General features: G+C 69.9%; 21 protein-coding genes, 1 tRNA gene and 1 pseudogene. 10 read left to right on the top strand and 13 right to left on the bottom strand.

The genetic code is table 11. The annotated features are described in order from the left end of the window. Positions 1-49 precede the first annotated feature (49 nt). Both ACQPY4_RS03320 and ACQPY4_RS03325 read right to left on the bottom strand, forming a co-directional pair. On the bottom strand, positions 50-1,516 hold the full coding sequence (locus ACQPY4_RS03320; RefSeq protein ID WP_433332256.1) for an aminotransferase class I/II-fold pyridoxal phosphate-dependent enzyme: 1,467 nt from the start codon (positions 1,514-1,516) through the stop codon (positions 50-52). Between the two features lie 30 nt (positions 1,517-1,546). Beyond that, positions 1,547-2,248: an alpha/beta fold hydrolase gene (locus ACQPY4_RS03325; RefSeq protein ID WP_433332258.1), complete on the bottom strand. Its 702-nt coding sequence runs from the start codon at positions 2,246-2,248 to the stop codon at positions 1,547-1,549. 194 nt (positions 2,249-2,442) lie between these two features. On the opposite strand from ACQPY4_RS03325, the gene ACQPY4_RS03330 reads away from it, so the two are divergent. Next, a complete protein-coding gene (locus tag ACQPY4_RS03330; RefSeq protein ID WP_433332260.1) occupies positions 2,443-3,000 on the top strand; it encodes a dihydrofolate reductase family protein in 558 nt (185 codons plus the stop codon). A gap of 19 nt (positions 3,001-3,019) precedes the next feature. Here ACQPY4_RS03330 and ACQPY4_RS03335 read toward each other — a convergent pair whose 3' ends face one another. Beyond that, the gene (locus tag ACQPY4_RS03335; protein WP_433332262.1) at positions 3,020-4,174 is read right to left on the bottom strand and encodes an acyl-CoA dehydrogenase family protein; all 1,155 of its coding nucleotides are present in this window, start codon (positions 4,172-4,174) and stop codon (positions 3,020-3,022) included. 139 nt (positions 4,175-4,313) lie between these two features. Between ACQPY4_RS03335 and ACQPY4_RS03340 the strand changes: the two genes are divergently transcribed. Then, positions 4,314-4,625 (top strand): PspC domain-containing protein, encoded by a 312-nt coding sequence (locus ACQPY4_RS03340; RefSeq protein WP_433332264.1) that lies wholly within the window; start codon positions 4,314-4,316, stop codon positions 4,623-4,625. Positions 4,626-4,632: 7 nt separating this feature from the next. On the opposite strand, the gene ACQPY4_RS03345 is transcribed toward ACQPY4_RS03340, so the two are convergent. Together ACQPY4_RS03345 and ACQPY4_RS03350 are read right to left on the bottom strand one after the other, a co-directional pair. After that, positions 4,633-6,045 (bottom strand): MFS transporter, encoded by a 1,413-nt coding sequence (locus ACQPY4_RS03345; protein WP_433332266.1) that lies wholly within the window; start codon positions 6,043-6,045, stop codon positions 4,633-4,635. A 128-nt stretch (positions 6,046-6,173) separates the two neighbouring features. After that, positions 6,174-6,515, bottom strand: a complete 342-nt coding sequence (locus ACQPY4_RS03350) for a metallopeptidase family protein (RefSeq protein WP_433332268.1) — start codon at positions 6,513-6,515, stop codon at positions 6,174-6,176. Between the two features lie 32 nt (positions 6,516-6,547). On the opposite strand from ACQPY4_RS03350, the gene ACQPY4_RS03355 reads away from it, so the two are divergent. The 4 genes and pseudogenes from ACQPY4_RS03355 to ACQPY4_RS03370 all read left to right on the top strand — a co-directional run. Further along, complete coding sequence (locus ACQPY4_RS03355; RefSeq protein ID WP_433332270.1) at positions 6,548-8,125, top strand: metallophosphoesterase family protein; 1,578 nt, start codon at positions 6,548-6,550, stop codon at positions 8,123-8,125. 67 nt (positions 8,126-8,192) lie between these two features. Continuing rightward, positions 8,193-8,265: transfer RNA gene (locus ACQPY4_RS03360), tRNA-Glu, on the top strand. A 182-nt stretch (positions 8,266-8,447) separates the two neighbouring features. After that, on the top strand, positions 8,448-9,587 hold the full coding sequence (locus ACQPY4_RS03365; RefSeq protein WP_433332272.1) for a hypothetical protein: 1,140 nt from the start codon (positions 8,448-8,450) through the stop codon (positions 9,585-9,587). A gap of 174 nt (positions 9,588-9,761) precedes the next feature. Continuing rightward, a pseudogene (locus tag ACQPY4_RS03370) lies at positions 9,762-10,052 on the top strand (tetratricopeptide repeat protein); the annotation flags it as partial. 32 nt (positions 10,053-10,084) lie between these two features. Here ACQPY4_RS03370 and ACQPY4_RS03375 read toward each other — a convergent pair. From ACQPY4_RS03375 to ACQPY4_RS03385, 3 genes are all read right to left on the bottom strand, one after another. Then, complete coding sequence (locus ACQPY4_RS03375; RefSeq protein ID WP_433332274.1) at positions 10,085-11,164, bottom strand: endonuclease/exonuclease/phosphatase family protein; 1,080 nt, start codon at positions 11,162-11,164, stop codon at positions 10,085-10,087. Beyond that, complete coding sequence (locus ACQPY4_RS03380; RefSeq protein ID WP_433332276.1) at positions 11,161-11,844, bottom strand: M15 family metallopeptidase; 684 nt, start codon at positions 11,842-11,844, stop codon at positions 11,161-11,163. Before ACQPY4_RS03380 ends, ACQPY4_RS03375 begins: the two co-directional genes overlap by 4 nt. Positions 11,845-12,024: 180 nt before the next feature. Beyond that, entirely contained in the window at positions 12,025-13,305 is a 1,281-nt protein-coding gene (locus ACQPY4_RS03385) for a serine hydrolase domain-containing protein (protein WP_433332278.1), read from the bottom strand. Positions 13,306-13,608: 303 nt separating this feature from the next. Between ACQPY4_RS03385 and ACQPY4_RS03390 the strand changes: the two genes are divergently transcribed. Both ACQPY4_RS03390 and ACQPY4_RS03395 read left to right on the top strand, forming a co-directional pair. Beyond that, entirely contained in the window at positions 13,609-14,628 is a 1,020-nt protein-coding gene (locus tag ACQPY4_RS03390) for an aspartate-semialdehyde dehydrogenase (protein ID WP_433332280.1), read from the top strand. A 97-nt stretch (positions 14,629-14,725) separates the two neighbouring features. Then, the gene (locus tag ACQPY4_RS03395) at positions 14,726-15,307 is read left to right on the top strand and encodes a hypothetical protein (RefSeq protein WP_433332282.1); all 582 of its coding nucleotides are present in this window, start codon (positions 14,726-14,728) and stop codon (positions 15,305-15,307) included. A 38-nt stretch (positions 15,308-15,345) separates the two neighbouring features. On the opposite strand, the gene ACQPY4_RS03400 is transcribed toward ACQPY4_RS03395, so the two are convergent. The 5 genes from ACQPY4_RS03400 to ACQPY4_RS03420 form a co-directional block, all read right to left on the bottom strand. Beyond that, on the bottom strand, positions 15,346-15,561 hold the full coding sequence (locus tag ACQPY4_RS03400) for a DUF2277 domain-containing protein (protein WP_433332284.1): 216 nt from the start codon (positions 15,559-15,561) through the stop codon (positions 15,346-15,348). Positions 15,562-15,640: 79 nt separating this feature from the next. Further along, positions 15,641-16,630 carry a M28 family metallopeptidase gene (locus ACQPY4_RS03405; protein WP_433332286.1) on the bottom strand — a complete coding sequence of 330 codons (990 nt, stop codon included), beginning with the start codon at positions 16,628-16,630 and terminating at the stop codon, positions 15,641-15,643. Between the two features lie 358 nt (positions 16,631-16,988). After that, complete coding sequence (locus ACQPY4_RS03410) at positions 16,989-18,638, bottom strand: M4 family metallopeptidase (RefSeq protein ID WP_433332288.1); 1,650 nt, start codon at positions 18,636-18,638, stop codon at positions 16,989-16,991. A gap of 378 nt (positions 18,639-19,016) precedes the next feature. Continuing rightward, positions 19,017-20,858 carry a PQQ-dependent sugar dehydrogenase gene (locus tag ACQPY4_RS03415; RefSeq protein ID WP_433332290.1) on the bottom strand — a complete coding sequence of 614 codons (1,842 nt, stop codon included), beginning with the start codon at positions 20,856-20,858 and terminating at the stop codon, positions 19,017-19,019. A gap of 201 nt (positions 20,859-21,059) precedes the next feature. Then, positions 21,060-22,088, bottom strand: a complete 1,029-nt coding sequence (locus ACQPY4_RS03420) for an alpha/beta hydrolase (protein WP_433332292.1) — start codon at positions 22,086-22,088, stop codon at positions 21,060-21,062. A 186-nt stretch (positions 22,089-22,274) separates the two neighbouring features. Here ACQPY4_RS03420 and ACQPY4_RS03425 point away from each other — a divergent pair, with 186 nt between their 5' ends. Together ACQPY4_RS03425 and ACQPY4_RS03430 are read left to right on the top strand one after the other, a co-directional pair. Next, the gene (locus ACQPY4_RS03425; protein WP_433332294.1) at positions 22,275-22,964 is read left to right on the top strand and encodes a peptidylprolyl isomerase; all 690 of its coding nucleotides are present in this window, start codon (positions 22,275-22,277) and stop codon (positions 22,962-22,964) included. An 83-nt stretch (positions 22,965-23,047) separates the two neighbouring features. Further along, complete coding sequence (locus ACQPY4_RS03430) at positions 23,048-23,806, top strand: isocitrate lyase/PEP mutase family protein (RefSeq protein WP_433332296.1); 759 nt, start codon at positions 23,048-23,050, stop codon at positions 23,804-23,806. Positions 23,807-23,873: the final 67 nt, after the last annotated feature.

Raw genomic sequence — 23,873 nt, forward strand, 5'->3', positions numbered from 1 at the left:
GGTTTGTCCAGCTTGCCCATTGGCGGGCGACTTACTCCCCCGGGGGAGGTCAGTGCTCGACGTGGACGCGGACGCTGCCGAGCTCGGAGTCGACGGCGTCCGGGATCACCATCCCGGCCGCGACACCCGTCCGAAGGTAGTCGAGGACGGGGGCGGTGATCCGTTCACCGGGCAGGATCGCCGGTATGCCGGGCGGGTAGGGCGTCACCATCTCCGCGCTGATCCGCCCGACCGCCCGCTCGGCCCGGACCTGCTCGGCGGCGCCGAAGAACGCGTCGCGCGGCAGGACGTCCTGGTCGAGGCAGAGTTCGTCCGGGTCGGCCACGTGCACTTCGGGGCCGCCGCGCAGCTCGGACGCGTGTTCGGTCAGGTCGCGCAGGGACGTGAGCAGGGTCTCGGCCGTCTCGGGGCCGTCGGCGAAGGTGAGCTGCGCGCTGATCCGCCGGTGATCGGACAGGTGCAGGTTGACCCGGTGCTTCTCCCGGATCCAGTCGGCGGCCCGGTACCCCAGGACGCCGAGGTCGGTGATGTCGACGATGACCTGCAGTGGGTCCAGGTCGGCGGCGCGGTCGGCTCCCACGAAGTCGGCACGGTCGTTGACGTGCAGGCCGGGCAGCCGTTCGATCTCCGCCCGCACCTGGGCGGCCAGGTCGAGCGCCGCCTGGAGGAGGTTCTCGCCGTCCTGCACCATCTGGCGCCGCCACCCGTCCAGTCCCGCGTACAGCAGCACCGAGGGGCTCGTGGTTCCCAGGAGGTCCTCGCGGGCCTTGAGCACGGCGGGGTCCACGAGCGTGCCCTGCTGGTGGAAGACCGAGCCCTGCTCCAGGCCGCTGCCCATCTTGTGGACGCTCGTCACGCACACGTCCGCGCCCGCGTCCATCGCCCAGGACGGCAGGTCCGGGTGGAACGGCAGATGCGCGCCCCATGCCTCGTCCACGATCAGGGGACGGTCCCTGCGGTGGCACACCTCCGCCACGGCGGCCAGGTTCGCGCAGGTGCCGTAGGGCGTGGGGCTCGTGATCAGGGCGCCGCGCGCGTCGGGGTGCTCCTCGAACCCGGCTGCGAACGCCTCGGGGGACGGCGGGTGGGCGAGGTTGCGCTCGGCGTCCCACTGCGGCCGCACCCAGACCGGACGGACCCCGCTGATGATCAGACCGGCGACCACCGACTTGTGCGCGTCCCGTCCGACCAGGAGCTTCTCGCCCGGCCCCGCGACGGCGAGCATGGCCGACTTGACCGAGAGCGAGCTGCCGCAGGTCGAGAAGAACGTCTGTTCCGCGTGGACGGCGTCGGCCATCAGTTCCTGGGCCCGCTTCAGCACCCCGTTGGAGGACATGCGGTCATCGAGTCCGGCGATGGCCAGCACGTCGGAGTCGAAGACCGCGTCGCCCAGCACGGCGCGTGTCCGTTCGTCCGCGCCGCGCCCCTGCTTGTGCCCCGGAGGCGTGAACGGGGTGTCCGCCCGCCGGTGGTAGTCGGCGAGCGCGTCCAGGACGGGAGCCTCCGAATGATCCATGCGGGAGACCCTTCCCGACCTGCCCGGACGCTAACGTGCGGGCTGGGAGCCGGCCGTATAGCTCACCAGGACGTCGGTCAGTTCCTTCGGGTGACTGAGCGCGACGCAGTGGCAGCCGGGAATCTCATCCGGGACGATGCCCAGCCGTTCCGGCACGAGCCGGCGGAGGAAGTCGGCCGGGAAGAACAGGTCGTCCTCGCACAGCACGTACTTCGTCGGGACGTCCGGCCAGGCGCTCAACGGCCACGGCGAACCGTACGCGGTGGACGACTCGTCGCGTTCCTTGCTCAACGCCTCTTCGGCGAGGGCCCGCGGCACGCCGTTGTAGTAGGAGACGAGCACGTCGGCGTTTCCGGTTCTGCCGCCGTCCAGCGCGGCCTGCTTCCGCACGGCCTCGCCATAACCGGTGTTGGTCCACCAGTCCGCCGCGGACTCACCCGGGGACGGGATCATCGCGGCCACCAGGACCAGGACGTCGACCGGCAGCCGGGCGGCCACCAGCGGTGCGGTGAAGCCGCCGTAGGACTGGCCGACGACCACCAGGTCACGCCGGTCGCCCACCGCCTTGACCACCGTGTCCGCGTAGTCGTCCAGGGTCGCGGAGTCGTCGTCGCACGGCAGGTCGGGCGCGACCACGTCGTGCCCGCGCGAGCGCAGGTCGGCCGCCACCAGATGCCAGTACCAGCCGACATCCCCGCCACCGTGGATCAAAGCGAAATTGGCCACTTCCATCACCTCGGGCCCACCCTAGGCCCGGGCACACCGCCGTTCCCACGCCGCCGCTCCATCGTTTCGCGCCATCCGGAGCGAAATCGGACCTGAATCCGACGATGAGATCGGTCCTTATCGGGGGTATCGCGACCGTCCAGAATGAGGGGCAGGACGAAGACGCGCACCCGGCGCGCTGAGACTCAAAGGAGCGCACCATGCGTAAGATCATCAACTCCACGTACATGACGCTCGACGGCGTCATCGAGAACCCGCAGAACTGGCCGTCCACGCCCGGTGACGACGGCACCGGCGGGACCGTCCAGACCGAGCTGCTGGCGTCCTGCGACGCGGTGCTGATGGGGCGTAAAACCTACGAGGGCTTCGCCCCGGTCTGGCAGGCCCGGTCGGGGGACCCCCTCAGCGACCGGATGAACTCCATCGACAAGTACGTGGCGTCGTCCACGCTGCGCGACCCGGAGTGGAACAACACCACCGTCATCGACGGCGACCTGATCGCCGAGATCAAGCGGCTCAAGGAGCAGCCCGGCAAGGACATCGTGCAGTACGGCTTCGGCGAGATCGCCCACGCCCTGGTCGAGCACGGCCTGCTGGACGAGCTGCGCCTGTGGGTGTATCCCTTCCTGCTCCGCAACGGCGGCACCGGCGACCTGCTGTTCGGCGAGGGCAGCACGGCCACCTTCGACCTGGTCGACACCCAGCCCCTGAAGTCGGGCATCGTCATCCTCACCTACCGGGCGTCCACCTCCTCGTGACGCGAGGCGTTCGCGGCGGTCAGCGGAAGGCGGCCAGGCCGGTGATGGCCTGGCCCAGGACGAGGGTGTGCATCTCCTGGGTGCCCTCGTAGGTCAGGACGCTCTCCAGGTTGTTCATGTGACGGATGACCGGGTATTCGAGCGTGATGCCGTTGGCGCCGAGGATGGTGCGGGCCTGGCGGGCGACGTCGAGGGCGGCGCGGACGTTGGCGAGCTTGCCGAAGGAGACCTGCTGCGGGGTGACCTCGCCGCGGTCTTTCAGGCGGCCGACGTGGAGGGCGACCAGCCCGGCCTGGCCCAGGGCGACCTCCATCCAGGCGAGCTTCTCCTGGGTGAGCTGGAACGCCCCGATCGGCTTGCCGAACTGCTCGCGGGTCTTGGCGTACTCGACGGCCGTCTCGTAGCAGGAGCGGCCCGCGCCGATCGCGCCCCAGAGGATGCCGTAGCGGGCCTCGGACAGGCAGCCGAGCGGGCCCTTCAGCCCGCGGACGCCCGGCAGGACGGCGTCGGACGGCAGGCGCACGTCGTCCAGCGCCAGCTCGGAGGTGACCGAGGCCCGCAGGGACAGCTTCTGGTGGATGTCGGCGCTGGTGAAGCCGGGAGTGCCGGACGGGACGAGGAAGCCCTTGATGCCCTCGTCCTCGGTCCTGGCCCAGACGACGGCGACGTCCGCGAGGGAGCCGTTGGTGATCCACATCTTGGTGCCGTTCAGGACCCAGTCGGAGCCGTCGCGCCGCGCGCGCGTGAGCATGTCGCCGGGATCGGAGCCGCGGTCGGGCTCGGTCAGCCCGAAGCACCCGATGGCCTCGCCGGACGCCATGCGCGGCAGCCACTGGTTCTTCTGCTCCTCGGACCCGTACTTGTGGATCGCGGCCATGGCCAGGGAGCCCTGGACGGACACGAAGCTGCGCAGGCCCGAGTCGCCCGCCTCCAGCTCGCGGCACGCCACCCCGTATGCGACGGCGCTCATCCCGGCGCAGCCGTAGCCATCGAGGTGCATGCCCAGCAGGCCCATCTTGCCCAGTTCGGGGCCCAGCTCGCGGGCGGGGAACGTGCCGGTCTCGAACCAGTCCGGCAGCCGTGGCGCGATCTTCTCCGCCACGAACGCCCGGACGGTGTCGCGGACCATCCGCTCCTCGTCGGTGAGCCCGTCGTCCACGCCAAGCACGTCCATGGCCAGTCCTCTCTGCAGAGCCGGGGGCGTGGTCAGGGTACGTCGCCGTCTTCCTGGCTAACCGGTCAGGGGTGCTCTCAGGGTTGAATCAGGGCGGCGCCCGATGTCAGGACCGCTCCCGAATGGGCACCATCGAGATATGAACCTTGAGAAGAGCACCGCCAAGAAGCTGCGACGCACCCAGGACGGGCGCATGGTCGCCGGAGTCTGCTCCGGCGCCGGACGCTTCCTCGGCGTCGACCCCAACATCATCCGCCTGGCCATGGCCGTCTTCACGATCTTCGGCGGCAGCGGGCTGGCGCTGTACGCGATCGCCTGGCTCGTCGTCCCGGACGAGGACGCCTCGACCTCGATCGCCGAGGACCTGTTCAAGAAGGGCAGCGAGTCGCCCGCGGTGCAGGACGCCGTCCGCAAGACCAAGGACGCCGTCGGCAAGACCAGCCGCGCCTGAGCGCGTGCTAGGCCGACGCGGAGGGCCGCACCTCGGGGGTGCGGCTCTCGGACGGGTGGTCGCCGTTCGAGTGCCCGTTCTGCCCGAAGCGCTCGGGCACCTCGTGGGCCCCCGCGACGACCCGGACCTTGACGGGCTCGTCCTCTCCGTCCTCCTCGGGACGGTCGCGCATGGACGCGATGACGCCGCCGCGCTCGGCGTTCCATGACAGCGTCAGCATCGCCGCGACCGACAACCCCATGACGCCCGCCAGCGCCACGACGGTCTCCGGGCCGAGCGCCTGGGCGGCGGCCCCGGCGATCAGGATGCCCACGCCCTGGGCGGCCAGGATGCCCGACTGGGCCAGCCCGAACGCCTGCCCGCGTCCGGACGGCGGGACGGCCGCCACGAACGCGGCGTTGGCCGCCAGCTGGTAGGCGCTGCCGACGCCCGCCAGGGCCCAGAGCACCACCACCCCCCACAGCGGCGGATGCGTGCCCGACCCGATGAGCGGCGCGCAGGCCAGCATCGACATCCAGCCCATGGCCCGGATCCGGTTGGTCGGCCGGACGAACCTGCTGAAAAGGAACGCTCCGACGACCATCCCCGTCGGCATCGCCGACATCAGCACCCCGACGGTCACGGCGCTGTCGTCGAAGGTCGCCGCATACGGCGCGGCAAGCCCCTCCGGAATCACATAAAAGCCGCACAACCAGGCAAAAGAGACCAGCGCCCGCAGGGTCGGGTCGCCGAAGACCATGCGCGCGCCGTCCCGGGTGCCGCGCCACAGCGCCAGCGCCTCCCGCTCGGGACGCTTGGGCACCGCCCTCGGACGCAGACCCGCCACAAGGATCACCGCCGAGGCCCCGAACGTCAGCGAGTCGATCGCCAGCGCCTCATACGTCCCCACGACGGCCACGAGCGCGCCCCCGGCCAGGAAGCCGAGCATCTGCGTCGCCTGATGGGTGATGTTGTTGATCGCCGAACCCGCGACATACCGGTCACCGCGCAGGACGTCCGGCAGCAGCGCCGCCCGCGCCGCCGTGAACGGCGCCCCCAGCAGAACGGTCACGAACACCAGCGCGCACAGCACCGGGAAAGGCATCGCCTTCAGCGCCATCAACGCCACAAGCGCCGCGCGCACTACGTCGCACACCACCATCACGGTGCGCCGCGGGAACATGTCGGCCAGCCCGGACAACACCGGCCCGCCCACGATCGGCGGTATGTAGGTCAGCGCATACGTCACCGCCGTCAGCAAGGCCGACCCCGTGCGGTGGTAGACCAGCACGGCCAGCGCCACCTGCGCGAGCTGGTCGCCGATGTACGACAGAGCCTGAGCCAGCCACAGCGCGCGGAACTCTCCTACCGCGAAGACCTCGCGGTAGGTGGCCTGCTGTTCCGGCGGACGCCGATGCCGGCCGGTCTGCCTTCCCGCCACGCGCGCTCCAGATCAGTTTCGCCCGGTTCGGACGTCCCCCTATTAACTCACGCTGCGTGGCAGTTTTGTGACCTACCGTGCCCAATTCGTGAAACGCTTTGCCTCAAGAGCCACAGGACTCTCACCGCTCAGTAGCCGAGCTCGTGCAGGCGGTCGTCGTCGATCCCGAAGTGGTGCGCGATCTCGTGGACGACCGTGATCCGCACCTCGTCCACCACCTCTTCGGGCGACTCGCAGATCTCAAGGATCTCGCGACGGTAGATCGAAATGTGATCGGGCAGTACGCCCGCGTACCAGTCGCCGCGCTCGGTGAGGGGTACGCCCTGATACAGACCGAGCAGGCCGGGCTCGGGCGCCTCGTCCTCGACGACGATGACGACGTTGCGCATGTGCGCGGTCAGCTCGGGCGGGACGGTGTCGAGGGCCTCGCCCACGAGATCCTCGAACGCCCCTCGCGACATTTCGATCACGCTGGCCATTCTGCTCGACACAGGGAGACTTCGTGCGACGTCCGACCGCGCGGATCATTCGCCGTCCGAACGCCCGCCTTCCCGACTGGCTCAAAGGGCCACGCGTCCGCAAGACGTCCCGGGTGCTCGCCGTCATCACCGTCGGCCTGGCCGGGGGTCTGGTCGGCCTGCTACTCGGGGGCAGGGTCGAGACCCCGGTAGGCCCGACCGACGTGTCCCTGTCGTTCCACCTCACCTGGAACGGCGGCACCACGATCCAGCTCCCGCCCCTGGGCTCCTTGCATCTGAACAGCCACGACGGCCCCCTCGCCCTGGAGGCCAGCGTCACCGAACTGCGTCCCGGACCCGCCCGCGAACTGATCGAGAACGACGCCGCGCTCGACCGCACCACCGACCAGATCGCCGGGGAGCTCCGCCACGGAGTGATCGTCCTGCTGGTCCGCGCCGTCCTGCTGGCCCTGGTCACCGGCTTCCTCGCGGGCCTGGTCGCCTTCCGCTCCTGGCGCCGCGCCCTGGCCGGACTCGGCGTCACCGCCGCCGGGATGCTCGCCACCGCCGTCCTGGCCTGGACGACCTTCAACCCGCAATCGGTGGCCGAACCCCAGTACACCGGCCTCCTGGCCAACGCCCCCCAGGTCGTCGGCGACACCCGCAACATCGTCGAGCGCTTCTCCGCCTACCGCGCCCAGCTCGCCCACCTCGTCGGCAACGTCTCCAAGCTCTACGCCGCGACGTCCACCCTCCCCACCTACGAGCCCGACCCCACCACGCTCCGCGTCATCCACGTCTCCGACATCCACCTCAACCCGGCGGCCTTCTCCGTCCTGCGCTCGGTCAGCACCCAGTTCCAGGCCAACCTGATCATCGACAGCGGCGACCTCACCGACCACGGCAGCAAGCCCGAAGACCGCTTCGCCGACGAGATCGCGTCCCTGCGCATCCCCTATGTCTTCATCCGCGGCAACCACGATTCCCGCAGCACTCAGCAGGCCGTGACCCGCCAGAAGAACGCCGTCGTCCTGGACGGAACCACCCGCGAAATCCAGGGCCTCCGCATCTACGGCGTAGGCGACCCCCGCTTCACCCCCGACAAAACCACCCGCGACGACGACGTAGGCGCCGACCAACTCCGCGCCCAGGGCATCCAGCAGGCCCAGAAACTCCGCGACGCGGGCAGCACCCCCGACCTCGCCATCGTCCACGACCCCAACCAGGGCGAGGGCTTCACCGGCACCACCCCCCTCATCCTCTCCGGCCACGCCCACAAACGAACGACCAAGCTCCTCCCCACCGGAACCCGCCTCTTCGTCCAGGGCAGCACCGGCGGCGCCGGCCTCCGCGGCCTGGAAAAGGAAGAACCCACCCCCATCGAGCTCTCCGTCCTCTACTTCAGCCGCTCCACCCACCGCCTCCAGGGCTGGGACGACATCCGCCTAGGCGGCCTGGGCCTCTCCTCAGCCCAGATCGAACGCCACCTGGAACCCACCCCCGATCGCCCCATCACCCCAACCCAGCCCCTCCCAGCCCCAACCGTCACTCCCACCTTCCCGTCCCTCCCGCCCTCCCAGTGGCCCAGCCCCACCACCAGCGCTTCCCCCCGAGGCAACTAACCGTTTATGCGCCCGGCCAAGTTGTCCCCTATGCTGGGCAGGTCAAGTGGCCCACGGGCCACCCCAGGCCCCCTTCGTCTAGCGGCCTAGGACGCCGCCCTTTCAAGGCGGTAGCGCCGGTTCGAATCCGGTAGGGGGTACACAGCAACATGAGCCCAACTCTCCACCATTAACGACGGCCCCTTGGGCCCCCGCGAGCTACTCCCACGCCCAACGGCCTGCCGGAATACCTCCGGCACCGGGCGGGCCGGGCGTTGTCCGGTTGCGGGCGGATCCGGCTTTTCCCCGTCGGTTGTGGGTGCCGGGGTTGAAAATGCTTGTCATGGACGCACGGCGTGCCGATGCCACTGACAACACCATGAGTGCGGCTTCGGTCGGTTCGGTGTTCCAGTTCCGCGACGTCCACGGCAACGTGGCGTTCACCCTTCCGACCGCGGTGCCTTCGGGGGTGAACGGGCTGCGGCCCCCTGCGCCGGAGTTCGTCGGCCGTGGCCCCGTGCTGGAGGAATTGCTCGCACTGGTGGATCCAGTGTCGGCGTCTGGCGTGGTCGCGCGGGTGTCGGCAGTGGCTGGGTTGGGCGGCGTCGGGAAGACCGAGCTGGCTGTCCAGGCCGCGCACACGGGTCTGGCCCGTGGCTGGTTTCCGGGTGGGGTGCTGGCGATCAACCTGCACGGTTACGAGCCTGACCAGCGACTGGACGCCGGGACGGCACTGGGCCGGCTGCTGCGTCGGCTCGGTGTGCCCGGCGAGCACGTCCCGAACGAGGTGGAGGAGCGGGCGGAGTTGTACCGGGCGGTGCTGCACGCCTATAGGGCTGAGGGCCGTGCGGTGCTGGTGGTGCTGGACAACGCCTCTCCCGACACCCCCGTTGCTGAACTGCTGCCGGGGGTGGGGTCGGTGATCGTGACCTCCCGGCACACCCCGCCCCGCCTAGGCGGCCGTCTCCTGGACCTGGACGTCCTGCAGCCCGCCGAAGGTATGGAGATGTTGGCGCGGTTGCTGGAGCTCAAGGCCGGCCGCCCCGATCCTCGCCTCATCGCGCAGGAGGCGGACGCTGAACGGGTGGTGGGGCTGTGCGGGGGCTTGCCGCTGGCGATTGAGGTGGTCGCGGCGTTGCTGGCCGCGCACCCCCGCAAGCCACTCGCCGCCACTGTCGCCAGGTTGGAGGCTGACCCGGCAGTTTTGGGGGAGGTGGACGCGGTGCTGCGGCTGTCGTATGAGTGCCTGGCGCCGGCGCAGCAGCGGGTGCTGCGGTTGATGACCGTGAACCCTGGCCCTCAGGTGCCCACTCCGGCGATCGCTGCCCTCACCGGTCTGCCAGAGGAGCAGGTGCTGACGACGGTGGAGGCGCTGGCCGAGGCGCACCTGATCGCCGAGGGCGAAAGGCGCCCGGCCCGGGGCGGATCTTCGCCGACCGGGAGCAAGCCCTGGCGTGGCTGGACATCGAACTACCCAACCTGAACGCCGTCGCCCACACCGCCGCCACCCTCCACCCGCTCATACTCGGGGAATCACCATCGCCCTGGGGCCGTTCCTGGACTGGCGGCGCCTGTTCCACGAACAACTCGACCTCAACACCCTGGCGCTGGACACCGCCCGCCGTACCGGTGACCGCCCGGTCAAGCCGCAGCACTAGAAGGACTCGGGATCGCGTTTCGCGGGGTGCGGCGGTTCCAGGAGGCCATCACCGCCCACCAGCAGGACCTGGACATCTGCCGCGAGACTCGTGACCGGCACGGCGAAGGCATGGCGCTGAACAACCTGGGGGATGCCTTGAGGGATGCGGGACGGCACAGCGAGGCGGTGTCGGTAACGACACAGGCGGTAGAGATTTTTCTAGAAACCGGTGACGAGTACTGGTACGAGAAGGCCCGCGAAGTGCTCGCATTCGTCGAACGCACTCGCGCGGACCAGGATCGAAGCTAGCTCTGGTGGTCCGGCGGGCATCCTTTGGGCGGTCACCATTTGATTGCGGCTGCTACCGGTAGGTGGTCGCTGCCGGTGGTGGGGAGGACCCAGGAGCTCGTTGGTGCGACGCCTTTGACGAGGATCTGGTCGATTCGGGCTATGGGGAATTTCGCGGGCCAGGTGAAGCCGAAGCCGTCGCCGGCTGTGGTCTGGGTCGAGCGCATTTGTGAGGTTAGGGCTTTGAAGGCGCGGTCGGTGGTGGTGCCGTTCAGGTCGCCTAGCAGTACCGTTCGGGGGTTTCGTTCGGTGGCTATGGCTTTGCCGAGCGCTTGGACGCCTCGGTCGCGGTGGCCTGTTGAGAAGCCTCCGCGGGGATTCACTCGTACTGATCCTAGGTGGGCCACGTATACCGCCAGCGGGCCCTTGCTTGTGGCTACCGTCGTGCGCAGCGCACGGGTGGAGGCCATCTTGTCTTCGTCCGACTTGGTGGACGCCAGCGGGCCGTAGTCGATCATCGTGTCGACCGGCTTGGTGTTGGACAGCGGCAGCTTGCTCCACAGGCCGACCGTGTTCTGCACCGTGTGGTACGGGTACGCCTTGGCGAGTTCCTTCTCGTAGGTGCTTCGGGCCTGCTCGGTTATTTCCTGGAGGGCCAGGACGTGGGCGCCGGAGGCGATCAGTTTGCGGGCGGTGCCGGACGGGTCGGAGTTGGCGGCGCCGACGTTGTGGCTGGCCACGGTGACGTCGCCGCCCGCGTGGGACTTGTCGGTGAGCAGCCCGCCGAACAGGCTCAGCCACACCGCGACGGGCAGCAGGAGTGCGAGCATCGCGGACGCGGAGCGGCGCCACAGGGCACCGGCCAGCAGCACCGGGATGAACAGGCCGAACCACGGCAGGAAGGTCTCCAGCAGGCTGCCGAGGTTGCCGATCCGGTTCGGGAACTGCGCGTGCAGCATCATGAGCAGGCCGAGCAGCAGCGCCAGGGAGGCGAGTATCAGACCGCGTTTCCAGGGGGCGGCCTGCCGGAAGCGGGTTGAAGGTGCCCGGTGGAGGCCGGTGGGCCGGGGAGCGGTGGCGTCCGGTCGGGTTTCCAACGTTTCCAACTGCATCGTCGTGTCAGTGACGGTCACTGCTGCATCCTCGGGTCCTGGGTGGGGTCGGCGTACATGCGCGGGCAACCACGTTCGGCTGCGCTGGTGCGCAGTTCGTAGTGCCAAGGTTCGTTCCTGTAGATCTGGCACAGCCCGTATGTCGCGCCGTGTTCGGACAGCCACGTCGTGGCATTGAACTGTCCGATGTCCACCGCCTTTCCTTTCACGTGGAGTGAGGTCCCCGCGGTGGACACCCATCGGGCGGCCGCTTCTTTGGATCCGTATTTGGAGACCGCTTTGCGGAGAAGCTGATTCTGGTATGCCGGGGAACGCCAGCCGCTGTTGACGTAGAACGTGATCCCGTCGTCCGCGGCGTCCGTCGCGGCCCGGCGGAGGGCCTTGAGGAGGTCTGGATCGAGATTGGAAACGGCCGGCATCGAGTCGGCGAAGACCGTTACCCCGGCGGGGACGACCCCGTCTGCCTGGCCGACCGCCGTCCGGCGCTTGGGGCTGGTGGTCTTTCCGGACGCGGCGCGCTTCTCGCGCTGCAACGGTGGTGGTGCGACGGAGGAGTCGCTGGACACCGACGAAGAGGGCGAGGAATTCTGTGACTGGTAGAAGACGGCCACACCGACCGTTGCCACAACGATGATCAAGGCGATGCCAATAATTAGAGAGGTCTTGCGTGGTGCCTTTTGCGATGACTGGATTTGGTGCATGCTTCCAGTCAAGGCGACGGGCTGTTGCGAGGGTGTATGGGATTTTTGATATGCCGACGATATGTGGCGGCGGAATTGATCAGGCCCATGGCGCTGACCGCGGACGCGTCCACAACGGCCTCCAGTGCGTGCCCCATAAGGCCGGGCACGCACTGGAGATCGCCTTGGTCGGGGCGTGTGTCAGCTCTGGCCGGTGACGGCTCGGGTCTCCTGCTCGGTGATCTCCCATAGCGGCGCGCCGTCACGGTTGATCAGGATGACGCCGACCCAGCCGGTGTCGGGGTAGATGGTCCAGTTGGCGCCGACTCCGGGGTTGGCTCCGGCGCGGGCCCATACCCATTGGCCGCTGACGATGCTGACCGGCATCTGGTAGGCGCCGAACGAGGCGTCGGCGGAGGCCGCGCGCTTCGCGGCGGCCGACCGCTTGGCGGCCAGACCGCCCCCTCCCTCGGGGGCGAGGGGGAGCTTGGGCCCGGTGAACAACTCGGCGTAGTGCCGGTCCAGCAGTGTGCCGTCGCTCAGCGCGCGTGCGAACTTGACCAGGTCCGGCGCGGTGGCGAAACCGCCGTCCCCCGGGGCGTCGATGAAGGCGCGGCCTGGGTTCTTGCCCAGCAGGAACGGGCTCGGGCTGCCCTTGTCCAGGTTGCGGACCGCGTCCACATAGCTGCCGTCGGAAAGTTGCATGTACGGGTGGGCGATGTGCGCGTCGGTGAGCCACTGCGGACGGGTGTAGAACCCCGAACCGGTCATGCCGCAGCGCTTGAAGATGTTCTCCTGGACATAGTCCCAGTACGTTTGGCCGGTCACGGCCTCGATGATCTGCGCGGGGATGGCCACCTCGGCGCCGGAGTGGCTGCTGGAGGTGCCGGGAGGGGCCTCCGGCGTGGCCTGCCGGGCCCACCGCTCGTAGAACTCGTGCACTTCCTTCTGGCTCTGGAAGATGCGCTTCACGTCCTCGTCCGGGGTCTTCATCCCGGACGTCCCGGTGAGCATGTGGTGGATGGTCACCTTCTCGGCGATCTCCTTGGCATACCCCGTCAGGAAGGTGCCCACCGTGTCGTACAGCTTCAGCTTGCCCTGCTGCGCCAGCTGCAGGATCGCCACCGCGTGCAACGGCTTGCCCGCCGAGGCGAGGCTGAAGGCGATGTTCTCCCCGTTGGGGATGCCCTTCTCCTTGTCGGCCATGCCGTAACTGCGCGACAGCACCGTCCGGCCTCGGTGCGAGAGCATCACCACGCCGGAGAACTTGCCCTCGGCGGCGAGCTTCGCCACGTACCGGTCATAGGCGCCCCCGGGACGGGTGTCCGGCGGGATCGCATCGGAGTTGGCCGCGGCCACGGCGGAGCGGTCGGGCCGACCTCCCAGCAGCGGCGCACCGGCCGCCACGGCGCCGGCGGCCGCCAGCCCGCCCCACCCGAGCAGCCGTCGCCGGTTGACGCCATTAACGGAATCCGAACCCACGATCACAGACCCTTCCCAGCAGACGATGCGCTGTAGTTCACCCCTCAACCCAAGCCGGACGGCTGTTGCGGCGACGTATCCGTTTTTCAATACGCTCGCGATACACCGCCGCCTGAGCGCGGAACCGGTGCCTCTTGTGCCGGACGTGCGCGGCCTGGCATGGGCCGACGGCCTCTGACTGGTCCAAGCCGGCGGCCGTGTAGTCGGCGGGTAGCGGTGTGTGTTGGCGGGGAATCGGTTGGACGGGGGTGGTGGGGGAGCGGATAACGTCGGGGGTGGTTGTCTGCGAGCTGGAGGAACGGGATGAGAATCGGGATCGTCGGTGCCACCGGGCAGGTCGGGGGCGTGATGCTCAAGATCCTGGCCGAACGCGGGTTCCCGGTGGAGGAGCTTCGGCTGTTCGCCTCCGCGCGTTCGGCGGGGCGGCGGCTGCCCTGGAAGGACGGCGAGGTCACGGTGGAGGACGCGTCGGCGTCCGACTACAGCGGCCTTGACATCGTCCTGTTCTCGGCGGGCAAGACCAGTTCCAAGGAACTGGCGCCCGTGGTGGCGGCGGCCGGGGCGGTCGTGATCGACAACTCGTCCGCCTGGCGGATGGACCCCGAGGTCCCGCTGGTGGTGTCCGAGGTGAACCCGCACGCCGCGGCGGTGCGGCCCAAGGGGATCATCGCCAACCCCAACTGCACGACGATGGCCGCGATGCCGGTGCTGCGGCCGTTGCACGAGGAGGCCGGGCTGATCTCGATGGTCGTGGCCAGCTACCAGGCGGTGTCGGGCAGCGGGCTGAACGGTGTGGCCGAGCTGCACGAGCAGGCCAAGAAGGTCGTGGAGAGCGCCGACCGGCTGACCCACGACGGCTCGGCCGTGGAGTTCCCCGAGCCGCAGGTCTACGCGCGGCCGATCGCGTTCAACGTCCTGCCGATGGCCGGGGCGATCGTGGACGACGGGCTCGCCGAAACCGACGAGGAGCAGAAGCTCCGCAACGAGAGCCGCAAGATTCTGGAGCTTCCGGGGCTGAAGGTCTCGGGCACCTGCGTGCGCGTCCCGGTGTTCACCGGCCACTCGCTGCAGGTCAACGCCCGGTTCGAGCGTCCGCTGAGCCCCGAGCGGGCCAGCGAGCTGCTGTCGGGCGCGCCCGGCGTGGTGCTGTCGGACATTCCGACGCCGCTCCAGGCCGCGGGCCGCGACTCCACCTTTGTCGGACGAATCCGGCGGGACGAGACGGCCGAGAACGGGCTCGCGCTGTTCTGCGCCGGCGACAACCTGCGCAAGGGCGCCGCGCTCAACGCGGTGCAGATCGCCGAGCTGGTGGCCGCCGAATAACCCGTTGGTAACAAGGCCGTTCGAGCCGGAACCGATCGGGTGCCGAACCTGTCGTAGGCGGGGAAGGCACGTGATCGTTCCGTTCTCGGAGGGCCCGATGAAGCAGCCGATCCTGAGAGTCACCGCAGTCACGGCCGTCGTCGCGCTGGCGCTGGCCGGCTGCGGCGGCTCCGACGGCAAGAAGAAGTCGAAGTCGAAGAAGAAGGCGGTGGCGGCTGTCCCGGCCAAGCCCGGACCGGACGCCGAGTCGCCCGCGCCCGGGCCGGGAGCCAAGGTGCTCGGGCCGTCCGGGCTGGGCAAGCTCCGGCTCGGCATGTCCGTCGAGGACGCCCAGGGCACCGGCGAGCTCGGTGACAAGAAGGCCACCGGGGGCGGCGCCTGTACCGGCTTCGGCCTGCGGGCCTACCCGACGCCCGGCGACAGCGTGAGCCTGTACGCGTCCCAGCGTGACGGGATCGCGGTGATCTTCGCGCCCCGCGGGGTGAAGACCCCCGAGGGGCTCAAGGTGGGGTCGCCCGCCGCGGCGGTGCGCCGGGCCTACCCGAAGGCCGAGCGGACGCCGTCCGGCTGGGTCGCGAACGTCCCCGGGGGCTCGCGCGCCCAGTTCCTGTTCACCCTGAACGGCAAGTCCGTGTCGGAGATCGGCCTCGCCTCCACCCGCCAGGACTGTGTCGGCTAGCCCCTCACCCGCTGAGTTCGCCTCTGCCCGTCGAGGCCCTACGAGGCTTTGCCCCGGACTTCCAGGGTGGCCAGGAGGGCGGCGGTGCTCTCGGCTATCTCGGTGACGGCGCGTTCGAAGGCTTCGGCGTTGTGGGCGGCGGGGGCCCGGAAGCCGGAGATCTTGCGGACGTACTGGAGGGCGGCGGCGCGCATGTCCTCCTCGGTGACGTCCTCGGAGTAGGGCGGGCGGAGAGTCTTGATGCTTCGGCACATGCCCCTATTGTCGCCAAAAGGACGGGCCCCCGGCACCGGTGGGGTGACGCCGGGGACCCGTGGGGGCTGGGGCCGTTGGTCAGGAGCCGCCGCCGAGCGTCCACACGGAGTGGGCGATGGCGTCGGAGTTGCGGTCCAGCGCGGTGTCGTTGATGTTGCTGGTGGTGTCGCAGGACGCGTGGTAGCACCGGTCGAACGCCTGTCCGGCGGTGCCGCCCCAGAGCCTGGCCTGCTCGGTGGTCTTGCGGCCCTCGGCGCCGGTGAAGGTGCCTCCGGCGGGGATGCCCGCGCGGATGAAGGGCCCGTAGTCGGAGCGGCCGTCGAAGTCGGTGCCCCTGGTGGTGACGTTGATCTTCGAGAAGTAGCCCTGGATGACCTTCTCGATCTCCGCCGAGCCCGCCGGGCCGGGGCCCGAGCCGGTGCCGTCGGAGTTGTCGCCGTCGTAGACGAAGTAGCCGGCGTTGGGCGAGCCGACCATGTCGAAGTTCAGGTAGCCCTTGACCTTCGAGCGTTCGGTGGTCGGCAGGTTGCGGACGTAGTAGTTCGAGCCGACCAGGCCGAGCTCCTCGGCGCCCCACCAGGCGAAGCGCAGGTGCTTCTGGGGCTTGTAGCCGGAGCGCGCCACGGCGAGTGCGGTCTCCAGGACGGCGGCGGTGCCCGACCCGTTGTCGTTGATCCCGGCTCCGGCGCGGACGCTGTCGAGGTGCGCACCGGCCATGAGGATCTGGTTGGAGTCGCCGCCGGGCCAGTCGGCGATCACGTTGTAACCGGTGGCGCCGTTGTAGGTGAACTGCTGGAGCGCGGTGGTGAATCCGGCGGCGTCCAGTTTGGCCTTGACGTAGTCGGCCGAGGCCTTGAAGCCGCGGCTGCCGTGGGCGCGGTTGCCGCCGTTGTTGTTGGAGATCGTCTGCAGCTGCGACAGGTGGGCCTTGACGTTGGTCAGCGAGATGTCCGGTGCCGCGGCGGCGCGGGTCGCGGCGGTGGAGGACGGGGTGGCGGCCGCGGTGGTGGCGGCCAGGGCGGTGACGCCGAGTGCGGCGCCGGCCAGGGCGAGCAGGCGGGAGCGCATGGATTCTCCTTGTCGTGAGCGGGGGCCGAACAGGGAGGCGCCTTGGCCGGCCGGTGGGGTGGCCGACCACGGCGGTCGGGGGCCGCCCTGGCCAGCCGGTGGGGGTGGCCGACCAGAGCGGTTGGGGCGTGCCTTGGCAGGCCAGTGGGGTGGCCGACCAGGGCGAATGGGGGGCCTTGGCCAGCCGGTGGGGTGGCCGACCAGGGCGGTTACGTGCCTTGGCCAGCCGGTGGGGGGCTGGTCATGGCGGTGGGGAGGGTGTGCCTTGGTCGACCGGTGGGGTGGTCGACCACGGCGAGGGGAGGGGCGGCCGTACGGGGTGGGCCGAGATATCACCCCGTACGGCCGCTCGGGGCGATTAGTTCGTGCAGCCCGAGGGCTCGCCGCTGGCCGCGGGGACGCTCACGGCGTTCCAGGCGTCGCGGGTCTTGGTGAAGTCCTCGCAGGTGGCCTTGCCGACCTTCTTGAGGTTGAGGACGGCCTGGAGCGAGGTCTTGCGTGCGGTGGAGTGCGTCCAGCTGCTGGTCTTCAGGTTCAGGGTCTCCATGAAGATCCGTCCGGCCTTCTGGACGCCGACGCCGCTGACCGTCTTGTTGTTGCAGGTCGGGCTGTTGGGCCGTCCGTTGCTCGGGTCGTTGGCGTTGGAGCCCTCGGCGAGCAGGTAGAACCAGTGGTTCTGCACTCCGGCCGCGGCGTGGACCTCCATGCCGGGCACCTGGGAGGTGAAGCAGTTGGGGTTGTTGCGGATCTGCTTCGGGTCGTACATGTTGCGGATCGGGCCGCTGCCGACCAGGTCGACCTCCTCACCGATCAGGTAGTCGGGGGTGTCGTAGTTCAGGACGGCGGTCGTGCCGCTGATCTGCTCGGTGACCTTGGGCTCCTTGAGGTACCACTCGGTCAGCGAGCCGAAGATGTCGCCGGTCGACTCGTTGAGGCCGCCGGCCTCGTTGGAGCTGCCGGAGCCACCCGGGGTGAACTGGAAGATGCCGTGGCCGAGCTCATGGGCGACGACGTCGGTCGGCGTGACCTGGCGGGTGCCGGCGGAGTTGCGGCCGAAGTTGGCGTAGCGGCCGTTCCAGAAGGCGTTGGCCTGGTTGAGGCCGACGCGCATCGGCCAGCCGTTGCCGCGGCCGTCCAGGCCGTTGCGCTCCAACCAGCCCTTGACCATGTCGAACTGGGCCCCGGCCGCCTTCATGGCGTCGACGCAGGCCGTTTCGAGGTCGGTGCCGCCGGAGTTGCCCCAGGCGTCGTCGGTGCTGGTGAGGACCTGGCCGCTCTGGTTGGCGCAGCTGACGCCGGGCCGTGTGGAGTCCTTCATCGAGAACCGGCCGCCGGACGAGGTGGTGTTGATGCTCGTCGGCTTGCTGCTGCCGCCGTGGTAGTAGCTCTTGTCGTCGTCGGCGCCCTGGATGGTGTCCCAGCTGCGCACGACCTTGCCGGACTTGGCGTCGACGAGGATGTGCTGGGACGTCGGGCGGTTGCCGTCGGCGATGCCGTAGGAGCCCTCGGCGAGGGTGTCGTAGACGAGCCGGCCGTTGCCCTCGGCCAGGACCTTCAGCCTCGGGTCGGACACGCGGCTGATCTTGACGTCGCGGACGCGGCTGCGGGAGATGTCGGACGCCTTGCCCTTGGCGACCTTCGGGGAGGTGTCGACCGACAGCGGCGCGGTCTGGTTCACCGAGGTGCTCAGCACCTTGCCGGCGGAGTCGGTGGCGACGACGAAGTCACCGCCGACGACCGGGAGCCCGGCGTGGGTGCGGTCATACGAGACGTACTGGATGCCACCGGACCCTGACGTGACGCCGAGGCGGACGATCTTGTCCTTGGGCGACGCGAAGAACTTCGCCGGGGCGGACGCGATCAGCCGGTCGGCGGACTTCGCGGCGGCCTGCGACGGAGAGGGGGAAGCGGGAGCGGTGCGGGACTCCGCACCGGTGGCGGGCGAGGACATCGCCACGGCGAGGCCCGCGGCGATGGCTGCGGCCCCAAGCGCGGTCTGGTGTCGCACGGTGGGTGCTCCTTTCACTGGCCCGGCGGAACCCGGCCCCGAGAAGGGTCCTTGTGGGAGTGGCTCCGCGGGGTAGTGATATTCGGCCGGACGGTTGACTGAGGAGCCCGCGTTCCAGGTTGACGCGGATGCGGCCAGGCGGGGGTTGACCGCATCCGCGGGCGCCCGTGGCGGGGGACACGGGGCGCTCGATGCGAGCTGGCGGCCCGCATCGCACGACCTGAATCGAACAACTCACTGGCAAGTGAGTTGTCCTGAAGTGCACCGCTAACCGCTACATGGTGTCAATGAATCCATTTGAGACTAGATTTTCAATGTTCGTCACTTGGTCGATGGATGTTCTGAAACCACCCTCTGACCTGCGGTGACGTGGCCCAGTCAACCCCCAGTCGGGGCTCCCGCGACCGGCGGGAATCGAACGACGCGATCGTCGTCGGGGGTGGGGCTGCCCCGTCCGTCCCGGTTACTGGTCGTGACCCAGAGCCAACCGTCCGGCCCGACCGACACCGTGCGCAACCGTCCGTACGCGCCCTGGAGCGCGGACGTGGGCGTCTCACCGTTCAACGGAACCTGCCACAGCCTGGTTCCCCGCAGGGCCGCCGCGTAGAGGCGGTCGCAGGAGAACGCCAGGCCGCTCGGAGAGGCCTCCGAGGTCGCCCAGACCACGATCGGGTCGCGGTAGGTCGGGCCGCCGCCCGTCCCCTCGACGTTGGGCCAGCCGTAGTTCCCGCCCGCGACGATCTCGTTGATCTCGTCGAACCGGTTCTGCCCGAACTCCGCCGCGTACATCCGGCCCTGACCCCAGGCCAGGCCCTGCACGTTGCGGTGTCCCAGGGAGTAGACGAGCGAACCCGCGGTCGGGTTGTCAGCGGGGGCCTGCCCGTCCGGCGTCATCCGCAGGATCTTGCCCGCGAGGCTGGCCGGGTTCTGGGCGTTCGACGTGGTGGCGGCGTCGCCCGTCCCGGCGTAGAGCATGCCGTCCGGGCCGAACGCGATGCGCCCGCCGTTGTGGATGCTGGACTTGGGAATGCCCGACCGCACCACCTGGGGCGTGATCGTCCCGCCGAGCTTGAACCGCACGATGCGGTTGTCGGAGGAGGACGTGAAGTAGGCGTAGACGAGGCCGTCCTGCGCGTATTCGGGGGACACGGCGATGCCGAGCAGCCCTCCCTCACCGGACGCCGAGACGCCGGGGACCGTGCCGACCGGCTCTGCCGCCGAGCCGGGACGCAGCTTGAGGATTCGCGCGGTGCCCCGCTCGGACACCAGCGCGCTCCCGTCCGGGAGGAACGCCAGGCCCCACGGGACCTGGAGCCTGGGCGCCACGATGTTGGGCTTGGAGAAGTCGTACTGCGCGGGAGCCCGCTTGGTCTCGGGCGTGCGCTCGTTCCCCGGCGGGACGGGTGTGTTCTCCCCGGTGACGGTGTCCTCTTCGGACTTGGCCGAGGCCGCGCCGAGAACCGCCTTTGCCTCGGGGACGGTCGCCCCGGGTGTGATCGTGCGGGGGGCGGCACCTGCCTTGGGGGCGGTCACCCCGGGTGTGTTCGCGCCGGAGGCGGCCTCTGCTCCGGGTGCGGTCGCGCCGGGGGTGACGCCTGTCTCGGGCGTGGTCGCTCCGGGTGCGGTCGCGCCAAAGGCGGGTTCGGACCCGGGAGCAGTCACCCCGGGGGTGGTTGCACCGGGTGCGCGGGTGCCCGGGGCCGTTGCGCCGGGTGCGGTCGCGCCGGTGGCGGGTTCGGACCCGGGGGCAGTCACCCCGGGCGTGGTGGTGCCCGGGGTGGTCGCACCGGTGGCGGGTTCGGACCCGGGGGTGGTCGCACCGGGGGTGGTGTTGCCCGGGGTGGTGGTGCCGGGTGCGGCTGGGGTTCCGTCGTCGGTCTTGGGAGCGGTTCCCGGGGGCTTGGCGGCGAGGCAGGCGGACGGGGCGACCGTAACGCCGGGACGGGAGCGGGCGACACTAGGGAGAGGTGCCGTCGCGGCTTCGGGAAGTGAGGCCGCGTACTTCTCGGCCTCGGCGATCACCGGGGCGCGCTTGAGCGGGGCCTTGGCGGGGACGTCGGGACGGGCCGGATCGGCGGCGGGTGGTCTCGGCTTGGGCGCCGAGCGTTCGACGACGTCCTTGGGCAGGGCCCGGGCGGGCGGCGGCGGCGCGAACTGCAGGGAGATGGTGCTCGTCGATGCGGCGAGCACGAGGGCGGCGGCGAGGGCGGGTGTTCTCATGACGCCTCCAAGGGGCCGCGGCCGGTGCGCCTGTCGCGACATCCGCCCGAACGGCCTCAGGATTCGAGAAGTGCACACCGCGTGACGGTCGGTGTCAACGCGTCGGCGCGACCCTGAATTTTCAATTCGGGTGAGGGCCCCCATGAACATTCTGAAACACGGCCCTGGGCTGGGACGATCCGAACGGCGGCGCATGGGCTTCTACGGCGCGATGCGGCGGCAGAGCCACGCCAGGGCGAGCGGGTAGCGGTAGTCGATGCCCCCGTGGGCGGCGTCGAAGAGCTCGAAGTGGATCACGTCGTCCTTGACCCCCGTGTCGAGAAGGACCTGGCGGAAGGCGCGGGCGCCGACGTCGAGGTACCACTCGTCGCGCCGGCCGCCGTCGATCCAGATCGCGCGCTGCGCGAGCATCGCGTCGGCCTTGTCCGGCACCATCCGGACGGGGTCCCAGGCGAGCCAGCGTTCCCAGGTCTCCTCGCGCAGCAGGCCGGTGGCGGTGTCGAAGGGCAGCGCGGGGGTGCCGTCCTCGCCCGCCGAGTAGCAGGCCGCCATGCCGAGGAGGTTGAGAAGGTCCATGTCTTCGGGCTTGGTGAACGAGACCCGGGAGTTGAAGTCGTCCCACCAGGTGCTCAGGTCGCCGTCGTAGCGGTCGAGATGCCGGACGCACTTGGGGAACTCGGGCAGGTAGCAGTACTCGAACAGCGCGTCGCCCGCGTGCGTGGCCAGCGCGCCGAACAGGTCGGGACGGAGCATCGGGGTGATCATCGCGCCGTAGCCGCCGCTGGACTTGCCGCTGATCGCCCGGTGCTCGGGGGCGTTCAGCGTGCGGTAGTTCGCGTCGACCCACGGGACGATCTCGTCGCAGAGGTAGGAGTGGTAGCGCCCGGTGCCGGGGGAGTCGACGTACTGGCTGCCGCCGTAGGCCGTCCAGGCGTCCACGAAGATCACCAGGGCGGGCGGGGCCTCGCCGCGGGCGAAGACGGCGTCGGCGGTCTCGGGGAAGGGCTGCCGGAACGGGACGCGGTTGCGCCAGATGCCCACATGCCCGGTGAAACCGGTGATCACGTAGACGGACGGGAAGCGGCGCCCCGGGTCGTCGTCGTAACCGGGTGGCACGTACACCAGGAGCGGACGCTCGTGCGGGTCCTTGAGCGGGTTGTCGCGCAGGAGCTCGCTGGTGACGAGGTGCTCATCAAGGCGGCCGGCGAGTTCGGTGGACCACGGCAGCATGGACACTCCCTGGTTCGCGTGCGGGGCGTCGGCGCCCGGCCGACGGTGCGCCGGACACTGCCGACGGTAGCCGATCGGGCGGACAATTCACTCTGCCCCATCGATCCGGGAAATCGGCGTCCGGAATCGCGTTTCGTCGGGTCTTGCCAGTGATCAAGAGCCGGGACGCTCCCTAGTGTGGGGCCCATGAAAACGCGTCTGGCCGTTCCCGCCCTCGCCGCCGTCCTCGTCGCCACGCTGCCGTCCGGCGTCGCCGCCCACGCGGACGCGCCGTCCGCCCCGCCCGCGCCGAGCCAGAGCCAGGGGAGCAAGGTCGACTGCGAGTTCGTCCCGACGCCGGAGAACCCGGCGGCCAAGCCGGTGCGCCCGCCGCGCGACCGCGCCAAGACGCGCGGCACGATCGAGATCACGCTGAGGACGAACTTCGGCGAGATCGAGTTCCTGATGGACCGCAAGGCCGCGCCGTGCACCGTCCACAACTTCCTCAGCCTGACCAGGCAGAAGTTTTTCAACGACACCCGGTGCTGGCGGCTGACGAACTCGCCGCGGCTGGGCGTGCTGCAGTGCGGCGACATCTACCGCGCCGAAGAGGGCGGCCCCGGGTACAAGTTCGCCGACGAGTTGACCGGCAAGGAGACCTACCCGCGCGGGACGGTCGCCATGGGCAACTGGGGACCCGACACCAACAGCAGCCAGTTCTTCTTCGTCCACTCCCACGCGAACATCCCGCCCGCCTACACGGTGTTCGGCAAGGTCACCAAGGGCCTGGACGTCCTGGACAAGATCGTGGCCGGTGGCATCAAGCCCGAACCGAACCCCCAGGACGGCGAGCCCACCCAGCCCGTCAGGATCCACCGCGCCCTCGCGCGGCACTGAGCGAACCGCATGCGGAAGAGTGTCACAAACCGGGGTCCTGTCAGGTCCTCCTGGTGACCGCTTCCGAAAATGAGGAGAGCTCTGTGACCCCTGACGAGAAGGCCGCGCGGCTTCGCGAACTGCACCGGCCGGGCGAGCCGCTGATCCTTCCCAACGTGTGGGACGCGGCCAGCGCGAAGGTCGTCGCGGAGGCCGGGTTCCCGGTGCTCGCGACGGCCAGCGCCGCGATCTCGGCCATGCTCGGCCATCCCGACCACGAGGGCGCGCCCGCCGAGGAGATGTTCGCCGCGGCCGAGCGCGTGATCAAGGCGGTGGACGTCCCCGTGACGGTGGACGCCGAGGCCGGATATGGCCTCGCCCCGCGCGAACTGGTCGACCGGCTCGTGGCCATCGGGGCCTCGGGCTTCAACTTCGAGGACACCGACCACGCCAAGGGGGCGATGGTCGACGTCTCCGAGCAGGCCGACCGCATCGCCGCGCTCCGGGCCGCCTGCCGCGACGCGGGCGTCGATCTGGTGATCAACGCCCGGGTGGACCCGTTCGTCCTCGGCCTGAACGACCCGCTGCCGATCGCCGTCGAGCGCGGTGTCCGCTACGCCGAGGCCGGGGCCGACTGCATCTACGCGATCATGGCCTCGTCCGAGGACGCGATCGCCGCGCTGACCAAGGAGATCCCCGCGCCAGTCAACGTCAACTGCCTGCCGGGGGCCGGCCCGGCCCGGCTGGCCGAGCTCGGCGTCGCGCGGATCTCGTTCGGCCCGATGCCCTACTACGTCGCGCTGGAGGCCCTGAAGGGCATGGCGACCCGGTTGGCCGAGGGCAAGGACCCGTACGAGTCCTGAACCGTTCCATTCCACCCGGCGTCATTGGGGCGCCGGGTGGCCCCCCTGAGCCGGTCCACCGAAACCG

This window comes from Spirillospora sp. CA-294931 (assembly GCF_050946795.1).
Lineage (GTDB): Bacteria > Actinomycetota > Actinomycetes > Streptosporangiales > Streptosporangiaceae > Spirillospora.

Bases quoted from the DNA above. Each gene is read 5' to 3' on its own strand.
- ACQPY4_RS03420 (WP_433332292.1), bottom strand. From the start codon at position 22,088: ATGCTGCCGTGGTCCACCGAACTCGCCGGCCGCCTTGATGAGCACCTC.
- ACQPY4_RS03330 (WP_433332260.1), top strand. From the start codon at position 2,443: ATGCGTAAGATCATCAACTCCACGTACATGACGCTCGACGGCGTCATC.
- ACQPY4_RS03325 (WP_433332258.1), bottom strand. From the start codon at position 2,248: ATGGAAGTGGCCAATTTCGCTTTGATCCACGGTGGCGGGGATGTCGGC.
- ACQPY4_RS03340 (WP_433332264.1), top strand. From the start codon at position 4,314: ATGAACCTTGAGAAGAGCACCGCCAAGAAGCTGCGACGCACCCAGGAC.
- ACQPY4_RS03425 (WP_433332294.1), top strand. From the start codon at position 22,275: ATGAAAACGCGTCTGGCCGTTCCCGCCCTCGCCGCCGTCCTCGTCGCC.
- ACQPY4_RS03335 (WP_433332262.1), bottom strand. From the start codon at position 4,174: ATGGACGTGCTTGGCGTGGACGACGGGCTCACCGACGAGGAGCGGATG.
- ACQPY4_RS03380 (WP_433332276.1), bottom strand. From the start codon at position 11,844: ATGCACCAAATCCAGTCATCGCAAAAGGCACCACGCAAGACCTCTCTA.
- ACQPY4_RS03395 (WP_433332282.1), top strand. From the start codon at position 14,726: ATGAAGCAGCCGATCCTGAGAGTCACCGCAGTCACGGCCGTCGTCGCG.
- ACQPY4_RS03365 (WP_433332272.1), top strand. From the start codon at position 8,448: ATGGACGCACGGCGTGCCGATGCCACTGACAACACCATGAGTGCGGCT.
- ACQPY4_RS03390 (WP_433332280.1), top strand. From the start codon at position 13,609: ATGAGAATCGGGATCGTCGGTGCCACCGGGCAGGTCGGGGGCGTGATG.
- ACQPY4_RS03405 (WP_433332286.1), bottom strand. From the start codon at position 16,630: ATGCGCTCCCGCCTGCTCGCCCTGGCCGGCGCCGCACTCGGCGTCACC.
- ACQPY4_RS03415 (WP_433332290.1), bottom strand. From the start codon at position 20,858: ATGAGAACACCCGCCCTCGCCGCCGCCCTCGTGCTCGCCGCATCGACG.
- ACQPY4_RS03320 (WP_433332256.1), bottom strand. From the start codon at position 1,516: ATGGATCATTCGGAGGCTCCCGTCCTGGACGCGCTCGCCGACTACCAC.
- ACQPY4_RS03400 (WP_433332284.1), bottom strand. From the start codon at position 15,561: ATGTGCCGAAGCATCAAGACTCTCCGCCCGCCCTACTCCGAGGACGTC.